Annotated in this window: 11 protein-coding genes; 1 reads left to right on the top strand and 10 read right to left on the bottom strand. The window is 38.4% G+C overall.

Annotation, left to right across the window (positions count from 1 at the left end; translation table 11 throughout):
- Positions 1 to 115 precede the first annotated feature (115 nt).
- Complete coding sequence (gene gnpA, locus ACESSZ_RS05355) at positions 116 to 2278, bottom strand: 1,3-beta-galactosyl-N-acetylhexosamine phosphorylase (RefSeq protein WP_008687164.1); 2163 nt, start codon at positions 2276 to 2278, stop codon at positions 116 to 118.
- 237 nt (positions 2279 to 2515) lie between these two features.
- Between gnpA and ACESSZ_RS05350 the strand changes: the two genes are divergently transcribed.
- The gene (locus ACESSZ_RS05350; RefSeq protein ID WP_499842705.1) at positions 2516 to 3364 is read left to right on the top strand and encodes an AraC family transcriptional regulator; all 849 of its coding nucleotides are present in this window, start codon (positions 2516 to 2518) and stop codon (positions 3362 to 3364) included.
- A 35-nt stretch (positions 3365 to 3399) separates the two neighbouring features.
- Here ACESSZ_RS05350 and ACESSZ_RS05345 read toward each other — a convergent pair whose 3' ends face one another.
- The 9 genes from ACESSZ_RS05345 to ACESSZ_RS05305 form a co-directional block, all read right to left on the bottom strand.
- The gene (locus tag ACESSZ_RS05345; RefSeq protein WP_026006742.1) at positions 3400 to 4551 is read right to left on the bottom strand and encodes a D-alanine--D-alanine ligase family protein; all 1152 of its coding nucleotides are present in this window, start codon (positions 4549 to 4551) and stop codon (positions 3400 to 3402) included.
- Between the two features lie 69 nt (positions 4552 to 4620).
- Positions 4621 to 6192, bottom strand: coding sequence for a Mur ligase family protein (locus ACESSZ_RS05340; RefSeq protein ID WP_008687158.1), 1572 nt, complete (start codon positions 6190 to 6192; stop codon positions 4621 to 4623).
- A complete protein-coding gene (locus tag ACESSZ_RS05335; protein WP_008687156.1) occupies positions 6189 to 6902 on the bottom strand; it encodes an alpha/beta fold hydrolase in 714 nt (237 codons plus the stop codon). The genes ACESSZ_RS05340 and ACESSZ_RS05335 overlap by 4 nt, the downstream gene beginning before the upstream one ends.
- Positions 6903 to 7028: 126 nt before the next feature.
- Positions 7029 to 8396: a HAMP domain-containing sensor histidine kinase gene (locus ACESSZ_RS05330; RefSeq protein WP_008687152.1), complete on the bottom strand. Its 1368-nt coding sequence runs from the start codon at positions 8394 to 8396 to the stop codon at positions 7029 to 7031.
- Positions 8396 to 9055 carry a response regulator transcription factor gene (locus ACESSZ_RS05325; RefSeq protein ID WP_008687150.1) on the bottom strand — a complete coding sequence of 220 codons (660 nt, stop codon included), beginning with the start codon at positions 9053 to 9055 and terminating at the stop codon, positions 8396 to 8398. Before ACESSZ_RS05325 ends, ACESSZ_RS05330 begins: the two co-directional genes overlap by 1 nt.
- Positions 9056 to 9321: 266 nt before the next feature.
- Positions 9322 to 12630: a thioester domain-containing protein gene (locus ACESSZ_RS05320; protein ID WP_412292991.1), complete on the bottom strand. Its 3309-nt coding sequence runs from the start codon at positions 12628 to 12630 to the stop codon at positions 9322 to 9324.
- Positions 12624 to 13508 carry a class C sortase gene (locus tag ACESSZ_RS05315; RefSeq protein ID WP_132224865.1) on the bottom strand — a complete coding sequence of 295 codons (885 nt, stop codon included), beginning with the start codon at positions 13506 to 13508 and terminating at the stop codon, positions 12624 to 12626. The genes ACESSZ_RS05320 and ACESSZ_RS05315 overlap by 7 nt, the downstream gene beginning before the upstream one ends.
- A complete protein-coding gene (locus ACESSZ_RS05310; RefSeq protein ID WP_117548144.1) occupies positions 13489 to 14325 on the bottom strand; it encodes a class C sortase in 837 nt (278 codons plus the stop codon). Before ACESSZ_RS05310 ends, ACESSZ_RS05315 begins: the two co-directional genes overlap by 20 nt.
- A gap of 21 nt (positions 14326 to 14346) precedes the next feature.
- On the bottom strand, positions 14347 to 15912 hold the full coding sequence (locus ACESSZ_RS05305; protein WP_117548142.1) for a SpaH/EbpB family LPXTG-anchored major pilin: 1566 nt from the start codon (positions 15910 to 15912) through the stop codon (positions 14347 to 14349).
- Positions 15913 to 15930 lie beyond the last annotated feature (18 nt).

The following is a 15930-nucleotide window of genomic DNA, read 5'->3' as shown; positions in this document are numbered from 1 at the left end:
GGAGTTTTATTTTTAAAGGCTCATCGCTAAAGCTCTACGGAACCCCCAGACTATCTGGGGGTTTTCTCATACAAAAATGAGGGAGTGACTTATCTTCACTCCCTCTTTTTTATCATCATTTTATCGAAAACCAACGAATTTCCGTGGCCGCTAGGGTAAGAGCATAACTTTCCCTATCTGTATATACCGTAGTCGTCTGTTCTTCATATGTGTTATTCACGACACAATAGCTTTGGGTATTTGGATATACATTGACCTCCACATTAGGATTTTCACTGTACCATGTCTTGATTTCATCCTCTTTGCCAGCCGCATAAAATAAACAGCGATATAACAATCGAGCATTTTCAAAGCTGAATGGCAATCCGCGCAAATAAACACTGCGTCCCTTTCCATACGTATTGGCCGCAAACATGATATTATGACGGTCATCTTTTAAAACCGTGGTTCCATTTAATGCATATATATTTTTTACTTCTTCACCAAAATCGATCGTCTCAGCAAAGTTCTCCGTTAAGAAATGCTCTTTCTCTTCCCAGTTGTATTTATCCGTAGACAAAGAGAATCCTAATTCTTTATCGACGCCTAAGACATCATAGAGTTGGAAGAAATGACCATTGCGCTGATAAGCTGTTGGCTCTCCAACACCGATAAAGCCGCCACCGTTGTATACAAAGCGACGCATTGCTTCGATGATACGTGGGTCAGCCCAATACTCGCCACCACTATAGGCAGTATAAGCGTCTCCGGCATTGATAATAACACCGGCATCATCTAAAACATGCGGATCCTCTAGAATATCATCAAAGCTGATGAATGAAACATCAAATGGCATACCGCTTAAAGCCTCTAATACACCGGAATAAGAATAAATCTCTTTATACCATAATGCATGCGCCACCATATGGGTACCCCAGCTGCGCACCTTTCCCCATGCATTTAATATCGTCACTTTAAATGGCATACAATAAGGCTTTGCCCCATGTACATGATCATATAACTCACGGAATTCATCACAAACATGTGTGATATACTCCACAAAATCAGGGAACTGCAAAGCCAGTTTCAAATAACCGCCATAACCAATACGATCCAATGGAGAACGTAAAATAGCACGTCTTGCGGTTACCCAATTGACCTTAGCTTCCTGAATAGGATCGCCGCCTTCACAGAAGACATCCGGGAAGAAATATGGTAAAAATCTTCCTTCGGTATACTTCACACCAGGAATATCCGAAATCAAACGTAAGGTCGTACCATTGCCAACAGAACCAACAACAGCATCAATTCCTAAGTCCTTGAAATATGGTCCAAATGGTTCTGTACCAATCCAATGATCGCCCAAAAACATCATGGCCTCTTTTCCTTCTTCATGCGTAATATCGACAAATTGTTTTACCAGTTCGGCAACCTCACGCATCTGGAAGTTCATAAAGTCTTTATATTCTTTCGTAGGTACGCAGAAGGTTGAATTATGGTAGCCTTGCGAAATGATATATTCCGGACGGAATTTGTATCCGACTTCCTTTTCAAATTGTTCCAAAATATATGGGGATACACTGGCACTATAACCAAACCAATCCACAAATTTCTCTTTTGCTTCTTCATTAAACATCAGGGTAAACTGATGGAAAAACGTTGTATAACGAATCACATCGACTTCCGGATGTTCCTTACACCATGAACGTAATTTTGCTAAGACATACGCTTGCGTTTTCGGCTGACGAACATCATAGGTCATCTGATGCTCCTCATCTTTCCAATCATTGGTTATCGCATTATACATATGTACTGGATCCCATATTACAAAAGCCAGAAAGCTTACGGTATAAGCATGAAAAGGAATTGCCTCTTGAATGACGACCTCACCACATTCTTCCTCATACAGCCATTGTCCATAAGGAATGATGTCACCACTTGTACGATCAATTACTTCCCACCAGCGACTGATGTCATCAATCGTATTAACTTTTAATTGTTTTTCGTAATAATGTTTCATTAATGGAATGCGTAGAGTTGAAGTGGATGCTGTCATGAAATCACTCATCAGATACATCTGCTGGATTTCTTCCGGATGTGCTGTGGCCCATGCATTATCTTTGCGGGTCGTATAATAAGTCGCATACTGTTTCACATCCAAGTCACTCAATTCCTTTGGCATGTTGGTACCATCGCAATCGCGAATGGCGTCTGCGCCCCATAAATCAATGATGCGCAGGGTGTCTTCAATTACATCTACATCGGTCGGCACGGTTACACGGCCTTTGTTCGTTTTCATAAACGTCCTCCTTGTGTTATCTGACAACATTGTATGTATTCCCTATAGTCTTGTCAAATGACCTAATCCTTCATTTTCTCCATTTTTGTAACAAGATTTCTAAAAAAAGAATCGATTTATCGAGCTTTTTCCTCTTCATTTTGATTTTTTTAGATATATTGGCAAGTTTGTTTTTTTAACAATATCTTGTCAACTATGATTTTTTTCTATATAATGGTAAAAAAGGGAGGACAGATCATGAGTATTCAGCGTTATCAGATGGAAGATGTGCCTCGTTTAGATAAAATGTCTTATCGTCTTTTGTATATTTCTACATCACGCTATGAAGGGGACTGGCACAGTACGCCACATGCGCATCATTGCACCGAACTATTTTATGTAATCCGCGGCAAAGGAAGCTTTCTTGTCAATGATAATGTGTTCGATGTATGTGAAGATGACATGATCATTGTCAACCCAAACGTCGTACATACTGAGATGAGTCGTGGTGATTCCCCATTAGAATACATCGTATTGGGAATTGAAGGATTGCAGTTCACCAGCTTTTCTGAACAAGAAGATGAAGAGGAAGAAGAAAAAGATTATAGTGTACATAACTATTATGAATTTAAGCATGAAATCCTGTTTTATTTGAAGACCTTATTACAAGAGATGGAAGAAAAAGACAACAACTTTGAAGTTGTCTGTCAAAACTTATTAGAAGTACTAATTATTGATATGGTTCGTCGTACGAAAGCAAATTTGTTGATTGCGCCTGCAAAAAAAGTGGCCAAAGAATGCCGCTTTGTGGAACAATACATCAACAATCATTTCCGTGAAGAAATATCCCTCGAATTACTAAGTGAAAAAGCCTTTATGAACAAGTTTTATCTCGTACATGCTTTTAAACAATACAAAGGAATCTCTCCCATCAACTATTTGATACAATTGCGAATCAAAGAGGCGAAAGAGCTTTTATCGACAACCAATTATTCCATTTCCCAAATTTCCGAATCAAGCGGGTTTTCTTCCCAATCCTATTTCTCACAAGTATTTAAGAAAGAAACCGGCATGACGCCGAATGAATATCGAAAAACCGTTCACTAACCTATGTACAGATGGTAAAACACCATCTGTTTTTTTTACAATTGTTTACTGCCCCCTTTTGCCTGCAATTGTAATACATTTGTATCAAAGCTCACAATGCGCTTTTCTTCTCTACGCCAACGTTTCATGCCTAACTGGATCAGTTCCTCTAACAGTTTTGTAAAAGTCAGACCACTGGCTTCCCATAAATAATACGCTAAAGAACCCGGAATAGAATTAATCTCATTGACATAAATATCTTTCGTATCCGCATTCATCAAAAAGTCAATACGGACAACCCCTTCCGCCTGCAGCGCTTGAAAGCTTGCCAATGCATAGGACGTGATTTCTTGCGCTTCTTCTTTTTCTAAGGAAGCCGGTACGCGACGATTGGTACCAGCCATTCCTTTACTTTTCGCATGTCCTTCATATTTGTCCTGAAAGGATAAAATTGTATCCTGTTTTACAACTTCTTCTAGGACACTGCATTTGGCATCTTCCATATCCCCTAACACAGATGCGTTTATTTCTCTTAATGGGGTGATCACCTTTTCAATGACGATCTTATCATCATATTGAAATCCCTCTTCCATCGCTTTCTTTAATTCCTGCGCATTTTGTACTACCGCAATCCCAATACTACTGCCAAGATTGCTTGGTTTTATGATCATCGGATAGCCAAGGCGCTGTGCTTTCGCAAAGAATGCTTCCTCTAATGGCTCTTGTTTCCACCAATAAAACCATGGTACTAAAGGTAACCCTTGATCTTGCAGGATCATTTTCATAGCTACTTTATCTTGTCCTAAAGCACCGGATAATACACCACACTGCGCAAACGGTACATGCAAGGTCTTTAAAAAGCCTTGAAAGCTTCCATCCTCTCCGTTTGTCCCATGTAAAATCGGCAGTACAAAGTCAATTACGCGAGATGTTTTCCAAAAGTGATGTTTTTTCCATTGCATCAACACCCGTTGATGTTCACGTACAAGCTGAACTTCATAATTTTCCTGCGTAACCTTTGTTAAATCTTGAAATACCTCCGTTTTTTGAAATGAGGCATCACTATACATTCTTCCATCCTTGGCAATATATAAAGGTACGATTTCATAAGCATCTGGAAAAGCCGCAATTGCCTGCATTGCTGAAAGGATACTGATCTCATGCTCAACGGAAACACCGCCAAAAGCTATGGCAACACTTAATTTCATAACATCCATCCCTTTCCTATTCGCATATTTCAGTCTATGCAATAGCAGGATAGGCGTTACGCAATCCGCTTAGTGGTTAAAAGCGTCCGGCAAATCATTTTCTAATAAAACATAGGCGTCCTTTTCTTTAATCTGTTGTAAACAGGCAAAGGCTTCTTGAATATTCGTTACGACATGCAATCTTTCTATCGGAAACTTCTTAGCGATTAAGCCTTTTTTTATTTTTTCGGTCTGTGTTGGGCCTACCAATATAACATCATCTACACATGCAGCCATATAAGCTCCCAGCAGTTCATTTTCTTTATCCTGTGCATACCCCAAGTCAATCAGACCGGGGGTAATGATGATACGCTGTTGGGGCATTTCTCTTAACACATCCAACGCATAACGAGCCCCCTTGGGATTGGCATTATATGCATCATCAAGCAGTGTATAATCCGCCATCTGTTTCTTTTCTAAACGATGGGTTACATAAGGCAGCTGTTCACATTGCTTACCCAAAGCATCCCAGGACATTCCTAATTGATGTGCTACCGCAACCCCACAAGTGATATTCATCAGATTATGTTCCCCTAACAAACGGGTATGAAAAACATGAGCAACGGCCTTATGCGTAATGGTAAAACGGCTGCCTTCTTCATCATAAGAAACATTTCCATACCGATAATCTGCTAACATATCCTTACCAAACCAGATGACACGGCAATGAACACGTAATGGATAAGAACGTATCCATTCATTATCCGCATTTAAAAATCCTATTCCCTGTCTGCCTAATTGCTCAATCATCTGCATTTTTTCATGCAAAATGTTTTCCATACTATGAAACGTAGCCAAATGCTGTTGGCCAACGGCTGTTACAATACCATATTGGGGTCTGACAAACTTCATCAGCTCTTCAATCTCATGAACATGATCGGCTCCCATTTCGCATAGAAACAGCTCATGCAGTGGCTGTAGATATTCCAAGATGGTCTTTGTAATTCCCATGCGATTATTATAGGACTGTGGAGTCGCCAAGGCATACCAATCTTCTTTCATCAGCTGGTACAATACATTTTTCACACTTGTTTTCCCATAACTTCCTGTAATACCTATGATACAAAGATTTTCATGATCCCGCAGTTTTTTCGCTGCTTTCTGCATATAAGACTGTTGGATAAAGCGCTCGATAGGTAACATGATACATGCCGATACAAGAATAAGCACCCATGGCAAAAAGTAGAGGTATGGCGTAAAGAAAATCTGCCAAAAGATATTGCCATACTGTTGCAATACCCATAAAATCACAAACATCAGGAAAAGTTGCATCCCATATAACCGTTTTGCTCTTGGCGTAAATACCAACGGCTTGCGATATTCACTTTGTTCTTCTTTGCGCCACATCAAGTAACCATATATCAATAGCAACATGCTTAATAACAGCTGGGGAAATTGATCGTTTGAAACAAAAAATAAACCATATATCAAAAAAAGCAACAATACTGTCTTCACCAAATGTTTGCGCAGCACATATAACTGTTGTTTCAGCCATGGCAGATAGCGATCATTGCGATAGCGATTTTGCTGGAACATATGCAGACTTTTTTTCAAGGGCACAAGCACAAAAAACAGATAACTACATAGCATGAAGGTTTTCATGAGATGCCCTCCAGAAAAGCATCCACAATAGCCTTAAAGCGAAGACTTTGATGAAAGTATGCAAAGTGATCATCTTTGGCTAATGTCACAAGGGTCGCATGCGGCATCAATGTTTCCATCATTTTTCCCATCCATAAAGGCGTTTGTTCATCTTGTTCCCCCCATACTAAAAGCGTTTCAACTTTTATCTTCGCTAATTCCGGTGTAATATCATCATTCACACTTTTTACCAGCACACTGCGCATGATATCACTAGCCTGTTGATAATCAACACTGCCCATTTGTATCTGACGATGCCATTTTTTCATGAACTTATAACTATACACACGGATATAATAAGAAATCCCATGTTTTTTACGTATGCCGGCAGCTCCGGTTAAGATCATTGCCTGAAGCGGATATTGCAATGCATAATGAAATGCGATGCGGGCGCCAAAGGAATGGGCAATAATGATCGGTTGATTTATTTCATAGTAATCACATAGCTCATGCATGGCACTCGCATATTCCTTGAGGTCCCAAGCATGATCGGGTTCTTCACTTTCACCAAACCCCGGTAAGTCTAAATTGACAACTTTATAGTGCTCACATAAATGATCTTGGAGAAATTTCATCATATAGGCATTTTGGCCCCATCCATGTAAGAGGAGAATGCCCTGCCCTTCTCCTTTTACGGTGACATTTAACTTACAATTATGAATCCTGCACATACACATCCTCCATTCGTTTCAGTATATGAAAAAAGGAACATGTTTAGACAATATTTTCTTATCCATACGAAAAAAACTCTATGAACATATCGTGTTCACAGAGTTTATTTTCACACAAACAAATAATTATCGTCCTTTTTTAGTTTCTGTTTTGGGTTTATTAATACGGAAAATAACACCATCGGCTGTATTTTCTCCACATACCTCATAATGATTCGCGTTAACGACTTTGGATACGATACTTAATCCTAAGCCAAACTTACCGCCTTGCCCTTTTTCATATGGTTTAAAGAGTACTTTGATACGATCTTCATCCATACATGGACCATCATTGGCAATCGTCAAACCTTCTTCTTCACTCAAGTGAATGTCGATGGTCGTTTTCGCATAACGCAATGCATTTTCTAAAATATTTTCCACGGCAACGCGCCAAGGTTCGGCCAATCCATCAAACCACACTTCTTCCAAATCTGTCTGAATGGTGATTTCCGGCTTTATGAATTTGGTATTTTGCACAACTGTTTCCACGATTTCCTGCATATTGCTGGAAATACCTTCACAATCCTGTGAAATCAGATATTCAACACGATTCATGAACAACAAGGAATGTACTTTTGCCTCTAAACGATCCGCATTTTCAATGATAACATCAACACTTTTCTCCAAGGTATCGTATGGATAAATACCATCCTTGATACTTTCTCCATAAGATTTAATCGTCGCAATCGGTGTCTTTAAGTCATGTGATATATTGTGAATCATTTCTTCCTTCGTCTTTTCCTGACGCAATAACTCATCTCGCATGCTGACCAGAGCATCCGCCAATTCCCCGATTTCATCCTTGCGATTTACATGCAGCTCGGCATCTTTTCCCAGTTTCACACGTTCAATATAATTACGTATCTGATTCAATGGATGAATGAGCGTAATGACCCACATCATTAATACGATAAAGAAGAAACCAACGACGATTACCGTGATATAGACAACACTGTTTACTAAAACATTTTCCAGCTTATCCATATTATCGCTATAGGTTTTAGAAATCAAATACTGTTTATCTGTGATGCGCAAAATACTGTAATAAGAATCCAGATCATTGCTGGCATTCTTAAAGATTCCATGATATTTTTCCAAATTTCCTCGCATGACCTTAAGCAAATCATTGCGAATCTGTTCCCATTCCCGACTGTTTGTATCAATATTTTTTTCTGCCGGGGCAATCAAGATAGGAGTATCGCCATTTTTGATCATGACCGGATAATTTTCAATATTACTGGCATTGCTGTACGCATCCAGCGTTGCATTTGCACTGATCAAAGTACTTTGTGTATCATCTAGCGATTTAAATATCTGTTCTTTAATTGCGTTATTAACACTGCCATTGACATATACAAAGAAGAAGACCGCAAAAAAAGTAACGAAAAAGAAAATCAGCGCAAACAGCTGTTGTGTTAAAGACAGCTGTTTAATGAATTCATTAAAGCGTTTCATTAGCCTAAACGATAACCATAGCCATAAATCGTATGAATGTTCAGATTCGGCAGTTTCTTACGCAAGCGACGCAGCGTATCATCAACGACACGATCACTTCCATAATAGTTTTCTTCCCATACATTCGTTAAGATGGCTTCACGGTTAAATGCCATACCTTTATTTTTAATAAACATCATTAACAAATCAAATTCCTTAGTGGTTAAATCAATTTCTTTTCCACCGTCAAAAACCTTGCGTTGTTCTTCATCAAGTTCATACCCATCTACCATGATGCGGTTATTATCATTACGATAGACGCGCTTCATCACATTGTTCACACGTAAAACCAATTCCTTTGGTGAAAAAGGTTTTGTGATATAATCATCACTTCCTTTTTCCAATCCAATGATACGGTCAAATTCTTTATCACGTGCTGACATAAAAATAACCGGGATATCTTTTCCCTGTAAACGGATTTCTTCAATTAAGTCAAACCCGCTCTTATCATCCAGCATGATATCCAAGATCCATAAGTGTACATCATCGTCACCGACATGGGCACTGGCCTCTTCATACGTATAATAGGAACGAACCTCATAGCCTTCTTTTTTTAAATATTGATTCACTAGGTCGTTGATTGCTTTTTCATCTTCGACCACACAAATTACTTTTTTCATAAGACTTCACCTCTTTCCTTTATTTTAGACCAAATTATGTGAAAAAAAAAGGGATTTTGAAATGTCCCTTAAGTTTCACATAAAATAACATCAGTTTTTATGGTTTTTCCTATAAATCAAATAGCCAAAAGCATAAAACATAAAAAAAGTCTTTTTTTTATCCTATTTTCCCTATTTATAGAAAAACTTCAAAATACCACATCACCCCAAGGTGAATGCCCCTTTCATTCACCAAATATAGATGATGTGTTTTGTTTTTTCTATACTTACAGATGCTTTCTTTCCCTTTGCCATTGTCTCCACCCAAATCCTAGTAGCATTAACATACCGCCCCAAAGAAGATAATGGTTTTTTCCTGTAAATCCGGTATCTGGTATGGTCTGCTGTTGATAATTGGGCAAATGATAAGATGCTGTGGAAGATTCTTTCTTAAAGGCTGGAGTACCCGTAACATTCCCCACGATTCCCGTTACTTTAAATTCTTTTTCTTGTGTATCATAGCATAACTTCCACGATCCATCCGGCAATAAGTATCCACTCGGTGCTTTGTATTCCATCAACCGATATTCTTTATCTATGGAGAGTTCCGAAAATGTCACATTTCCATCGCCTGCTGAAATCACACGTTTCTTAGCCTTCCAGCAAGCAGATGAGGAAATCAAATTACCATTGTTGTCGACCTTTAATTGCTCATTTGTATGATCATGAGAAGTACTTGTACAGTTCAATTCATAAATGCCAAAACTTGCATTTGCTAAGGGGACATCATTCATTGTCGTTTTGGTAAAGGTAAAATCAGCTGTCTTCTTTATCGTATTCATAAATATCACATGATTTTCGCCCTTTTCAATTACACCATTGATTTTATTATCATAATATATTGTTTCATCATTCACTTTTATGGATACGTTATAGTTATTACTTTGTTCTGAATCTAGTGTTTCCTGAATAAAATATTTCTCATTAACATCAATCGAAGGAAAGACCAGTTTTTCTTTATGCTTTAATTCGGCATTTAAAATACCATAAGAAGTGGTGATATCTTTTTGCTTAGAACCATCGGCATTATATATTGTAGCGCTATATTTCTTTGAAACGGCATCTTGGAACATGACTGTAAACTTAAACGTTTCATTTTGATTATCACCGATTACCTGTTTTTCAATTTCTAAAGATGTCGCTTTTTGATCCATTACTTGTATAACGGTTTGTTCCATAAAAAGACCTGCTACATTTTTACCATTCAAGTTAAATTTGTACATAGTATCTGTGCCGCTATAACGTTGTTCTACCTGAAGTTTTCCCCAACCGCTATCCGTTTGTAAAAAGGATGGACCACTCTCTACATCATAAATCCCATCAGTATTGCTAGCGTGATATTTCAAATTCGTGGTTTGCGGTTGTTTTATATACGTACCCGTAAATGTATCTGCGGTTGATAATTGCATTTTCATATCTTGAAGTGTCGTATCGATATCATCTGCTTGCGCATAAGGTAGAAAGCTTGCGATGACATTTTTTATATGCTTTTTCACAAGAATTCCATCATCTTGTTTTTTTGCATTCGCAAACACGCCTTGATCCGTTACCTTGATTTCAACGATTTCTTCATTCAAATCATAGCCTAGCGGAGCTTTCGTCTCCTTCAAATAATATGTTCTTCCACTTAACAAAGGCTGATTTAGCGCTCCAAAGCAGGCCTGTCCCTTTGCATCTGTTGTTTGCTGCTCATAAGGGATATCCTTAACAATTGTGATCGTACCATTTTCATTCTTAATATTGTCTTGGTCATAAAGCGTGAATTGAGCATCGGCTAATGCTTTGCCATCCACATTAACTTTTTCAACACTGAATTGGTTTCTTTTGTTTGTTAAGACAATAGTAGAGGAATAGCATACCTCATCTGGCAATTTGGAAAAGCCATTCAAACAATTGCCCGCATGATCACAAAGTCGTATGTAAGTATCATATCGTGGAAGAGGTGGTGGTGTTGGCATGACTTCCCATACCATATTCGTGCTGGTGTAATTGTATGGCAAATCCATGATTGCCTCATACGTATTATCTGCTCCTAAGGATAATACTATTGGATTAGCCTGATATGCCTCTGCGTACTTACCTTCGCCCTGTGTACTGGTACTTTTCCATGTTTTTGATGTTGTTTGATAGAGCAACCTTCCTGTATCCGTATCTTCAATAAAAGCAGCCACATTCGGGTATTGCGCCTTGTTATTATCAATTTCGCTGTTCTTGTTAAAACGGATCTTTTGTTTCACTTGTGTGATAGCACCACTTTCCCATTGGTTCTTCACAATAAAATATGGATGATCTGTATCACCGATAAGTGCTAGATGTACATCCGCTGCTTTTTGATAACCAGCAGGAGCCTGTTCTTCTTTTAATACATAATACTTACTTTTGGCACGTAAAGCGGCTAAGGTTAGATCGGTATTCACGTTAGGATCTACGCTAATGTTACCTTTTGTATCGGTGATGCCTGTAAATACAGGTGTATCCTGCTGAATCGCATAGGAACTATCTGCGACATACAATGAATAGGTCGCATTTGCTATTGGTTTCCCTGTATCATCAATCTTTTTTAAATCCCATGTTTCATAAGGCTTTATCCAATTTACATTTAGATTTAGCGATACAAAATCCGTAACCGTAATCGTTCCTTCGGTCTGATTATTTCCACCAGGCGAAAAAGCAAGTGGTGCATATCGGTATAAATTTTCGCCCTTCAAATTCTTATACTGTTTATTTTCTAAATCTATGCGCTTAGTCTCTAAATAAAAACTCTGTCCACCATATACCGTTCCGGTTCCACCCGTCTGTGTTTGCCCTGTTGTTGTGTTATGAAGTGTTACCCCATCTTCTAATGGAATATATACAGCAACTTTGCTTACCGCTTGCAGCGTAATCGTATTGGTTCGTTGTATTTTGCTGTTTGGATCATAGGTAGCTTGCAAGGTATCCGTGTTAAACTGCAAGATACTTGGTGATGGATAGCTAGTAATTAGATTGTATACGCCTCTTAATCCAATACCATGCTGATCCCACCAATCAAATCCATGTCCCCCATACAAGTCACCACTATAAGCATAGGATGCCAAAATATGGGTGTAAAGATAAGCAATATCTTCCGTTTCCGTAAGGAATACGGATTGTCCCGCACCCCCATAGGCATAATATAAAACTTTTAAGAGATTATCATTATTCACTACCGTCGTCTCATAATTACCATTAGGAGGTGTATTTTTACTTGCCTCCAGACAATATGCAAGTTTCCCGTCAATGGTTCCCATGACCGTACTCCAACTGCCTAACCAGGAAGGATAATAAATCTCTCGAATACGTACAAAGGAGGAAACACCTCGTGGTTCAGCAACAGCCACGTTTTTATCTGTATCATCTTCTCCATCCTTTTGCTTTACTATCGCATGTTTCTGTCCATCTGTTGCCATGTTCTTAGTGGTTGGTTCCTCACTTTTCGCAAAAGCGATATGATCCATAGTAGAAAAAGAAAAAAGCAATAACATAGCAAAAAGTATTCGTTTCCATTTTCTTACCATCTCTTACCTCCTCTACTCTCCTTCGTTCTATGCTTTTTTATTGAAATACATCCTTTTCGTTTAGCACATAACAATAAGAAGATTACAAAACCACCTAGCATACTCATCGTATGAAAAATCTGTTCTTTTTGAATCCATTCTTGACTTGTTTCATATACCTCACTACGTTGTTTAATAGTTCCTTTATGCTCCCCTTTTCTTTCACAGTACACGACATAACGCTGGGTATTGTTCGGATAAGGATGACAGGTAATAAGCGTCACCATATCGCTAGAATCTACAATCTTTACCGCATCAATATCTTTGGGTAAGATGACAACAATTTTCCTTACCGTATACGTTAATGTACGCCAAGGATTGGTGATATGAATATCATCATTGATCTTTAATTTTTCTATATCGCGAAACATAGATGCTCCAGCATATCCACCCCGATGTGCAGCAATAACGCTATTTGTATTTTCGCCACCTATCGGCATACTCGTTTGCGACAGGATTGCAGCGCCTTTGGCGAGATGCTCTTTGCTGGCACCGATGTACAAAGGCAGCTTAATCTTCATGCGTGGTATTTCAAGATAGCCAAATACATTCATAGGAAGGCTTGCCATCTCTTTCGAAAAGATGTTTTCCTCATAACTCCAAGCATCCTTCAGTCCAATCTGTTTTTCTTCATAAATTTGCTTATTATAACGTTCTACTTTCAAATACATATTTTTCGTAATAAGCTTTTTATTCGCTTCAAAGCTATCCAGACATTGTCTAGTTTCCATGCGAAAAGATAGATGTTTCATATCAGGATATAACAACAAAGCAAAGCCGCCGATACATAGCAAGATGGCTAAAAAAGCTATTAAATAGCTAATGTTTCTTTTTTTCATATGCCCGATATCCTTTTTTTAATGCGAAGAAAGCAATACCACCGACAAATACGATCACATATTCCAATTTCCAATTATTTTCTATCCTAATTTCCTTTTCTTGCTCATTTTTATACGCAATACGCCTTCCCCTTACCAATAAGCGATGTGTATTTACGCCATAGGGCGTACAAGTCATTAATGTGATCAGATCTTTTTTACTCTCAAAATGAATGTACTTCATATCCTCAGGTTTGATTATTTGAATATCATCAACTTCATATGCATGCACCTGATCCAGTACATGGATATAAAACAGATCATGTTTTTTCAATTCATCCAAGCGTGAGAATAATTCGGCACTAGGTAAGCCTCGATGAGCGCATATCATCGCATGGTTCCCTTTTCCTCCAATCGGAAGAGATGTCATTTCCAGATGGCCGCCTCCCTTACGCAATACCTTTTCTGCCGTTCCATGATAAATCGGCATATGAACATTCAATTTTGGTATACGAAGATAACACATGACACCATCTTCGCTAAGCCGCAAAACATCTTCATAATTGTTCGGTAAGACAAAACCGCTCCCTAAAACAAAGGGATCATGTACAGGTTGTCCTATTAAATTCTCATTATATATCTTAGCTTTTTCCCATTCTTTTTCTATTTCCTCTTTACTTGCAGTATTCATTTTCGCATCATAGGTCTGTATAACATTCCATTGCTTTTTTTCTGCGATGTAATTGCTAATAGCGGGATATAGAAAAATGGCAGCACCTGTAATAAACAATATCACAGGTGCCAGGAAATAAACACGGTTCCATCTTTTTCTCTTCATTCAGATAAAACCTTAAAAAGCTTAATGAAGGTTACTTTCTTTTTTTCGCATCGTGATCACAAGCGTAGCAGCCCCAATCATTAATCCCAATCCTAAGATGGTAAACAACATGGTGCCCATACCACCTGTCACTGGCAAATCAAAGCCTTTTCCATTTATGACCGTAAATTCTAAAATAATATCATTGATTTTCACTTCTTCACCTAATTGGATAGAACCGGTCTTAGTAACACCAGAGCCAGCATCCAACATACCGTTTGGTTCACTGTCAATCAACGTAAGCGTGATTTCACCATTAGGAAGCACATAGCCGCCATTTGGTGCCTTTGTTTCTTTTAAGATAAATTCACCTGTTGCGATTCCTTCCACCTGCAGCGTACCGGAAGCCCCAGTTGTTAATACTGTTGTTTTTCCTGTTTCAGAAGCTTCTGCTAAACGGTATTCACCATCTGCCATTTTGATAAAGGATAATGCCTCGCTTCCATTCTTTTTCTTTACTTCAAATTCTGCACCTTGCAGATTCGCATTATTTTCTCCGACCTTATGTAAGATAAATCCATAAGAGCGTGCTACGACCTGAGTACTGCCTCCATAATTGAAAGGACCATTCACAAAGGCATTATTAATCAAGGCATATTCAACATTCTTATTCACTGTTCCCGTATATCTCAAATATACCATTTCTCCACCATGGGCAGCTACGAAAGCATCCTCAAAACGTACTGAGAAAGTTGCATCTGCAGTTGGCGTTTCATATTTTGTAAACCCTGTTGTAAGCTGCGTTGTGCAAGCTTCATCTGCATATACTTTTACATCCTTGTTATATGTCAAACCTTCTGGAAATTTATCGCCAACATTGACATATCTGTTTTCAACATCTGGTGTATAAGCAGGGATCGTGGCACTGATCGTATACGTAAGCTTCTGCCCCACTTCAACTGTCTCATCATCAATTGTTTTATCAATCGTACCATCTGAAGACTTTAAAGATACGGTAGTGTTTTTCAGATTCCAAACTCCATTGTCAAACGTTGGGGTTAAAATCGCTGTAGTTGGCTTATAAATACGAGAAGAATATTTTCCCGGTGCGGATGGCTCTGGTGTAGCTAACACAAGATATCCCCCCATGTTAGAATTCGGAAATGCTACACTACCATCTGATTTTTGCGATGCGGTTACCCCTAAATCTAAAGTACCATTTCTAATATCTTTTGCCATGGTCTGCCAGAATTCATCCTGTTTTGCAGTATCCATAGAACCGTTAAATTCATCCGTTACAGCATTATGGATATCACCAGTTTTCGCTATGTAATTTGTACCATGGGCATTATCATATGCTTTTACCCATTCCATAACATCCGGATGCCATAAATACATAGGATTCTTTGGTGTATTGGTTGTACTATCTACATCCACACCGATAACCTTATATAATTCAACATTCGTATCACCTTTTATACCTGAAACAGTAATCATAGCTGTTGAAGATGGCGTAATAGCAGCTTTTACATTACCGTAGCCAATTGGCACAATCATGAGTAACATAACAAATATTGCCATCATTTTTGTAAATTTCGTTTTCATCATTCCTTACCTTTCCTTTCT

This window comes from Eubacterium sp. 3_1_31 (genome assembly GCF_964249515.1).
Lineage (GTDB): Bacteria > Bacillota_I > Bacilli_A > Erysipelotrichales > Erysipelotrichaceae > Longicatena > Longicatena caecimuris.
Note: the sequence above shows the minus strand (reverse complement) of the source record. Positions and strands in the feature narration are given on the sequence as shown.

Excerpts from the sequence above, each read along its gene's own strand:
- ACESSZ_RS05320 (WP_412292991.1), bottom strand. The coding sequence starts at position 12,630 with ATGGTAAGAAAATGGAAACGAATACTTTTTGCTATGTTATTGCTTTTT.
- ACESSZ_RS05345 (WP_026006742.1), bottom strand. The coding sequence starts at position 4,551 with ATGAAATTAAGTGTTGCCATAGCTTTTGGCGGTGTTTCCGTTGAGCAT.
- ACESSZ_RS05335 (WP_008687156.1), bottom strand. The coding sequence starts at position 6,902 with ATGTGCAGGATTCATAATTGTAAGTTAAATGTCACCGTAAAAGGAGAA.
- gnpA (WP_008687164.1), bottom strand. The coding sequence starts at position 2,278 with ATGAAAACGAACAAAGGCCGTGTAACCGTGCCGACCGATGTAGATGTA.
- ACESSZ_RS05310 (WP_117548144.1), bottom strand. The coding sequence starts at position 14,325 with ATGAAGAGAAAAAGATGGAACCGTGTTTATTTCCTGGCACCTGTGATA.
- ACESSZ_RS05350 (WP_499842705.1), top strand. The coding sequence starts at position 2,516 with ATGAGTATTCAGCGTTATCAGATGGAAGATGTGCCTCGTTTAGATAAA.
- ACESSZ_RS05305 (WP_117548142.1), bottom strand. The coding sequence starts at position 15,912 with ATGATGAAAACGAAATTTACAAAAATGATGGCAATATTTGTTATGTTA.
- ACESSZ_RS05325 (WP_008687150.1), bottom strand. The coding sequence starts at position 9,055 with ATGAAAAAAGTAATTTGTGTGGTCGAAGATGAAAAAGCAATCAACGAC.
- ACESSZ_RS05340 (WP_008687158.1), bottom strand. The coding sequence starts at position 6,192 with ATGAAAACCTTCATGCTATGTAGTTATCTGTTTTTTGTGCTTGTGCCC.
- ACESSZ_RS05315 (WP_132224865.1), bottom strand. The coding sequence starts at position 13,508 with ATGAAAAAAAGAAACATTAGCTATTTAATAGCTTTTTTAGCCATCTTG.
- ACESSZ_RS05330 (WP_008687152.1), bottom strand. The coding sequence starts at position 8,396 with ATGAAACGCTTTAATGAATTCATTAAACAGCTGTCTTTAACACAACAG.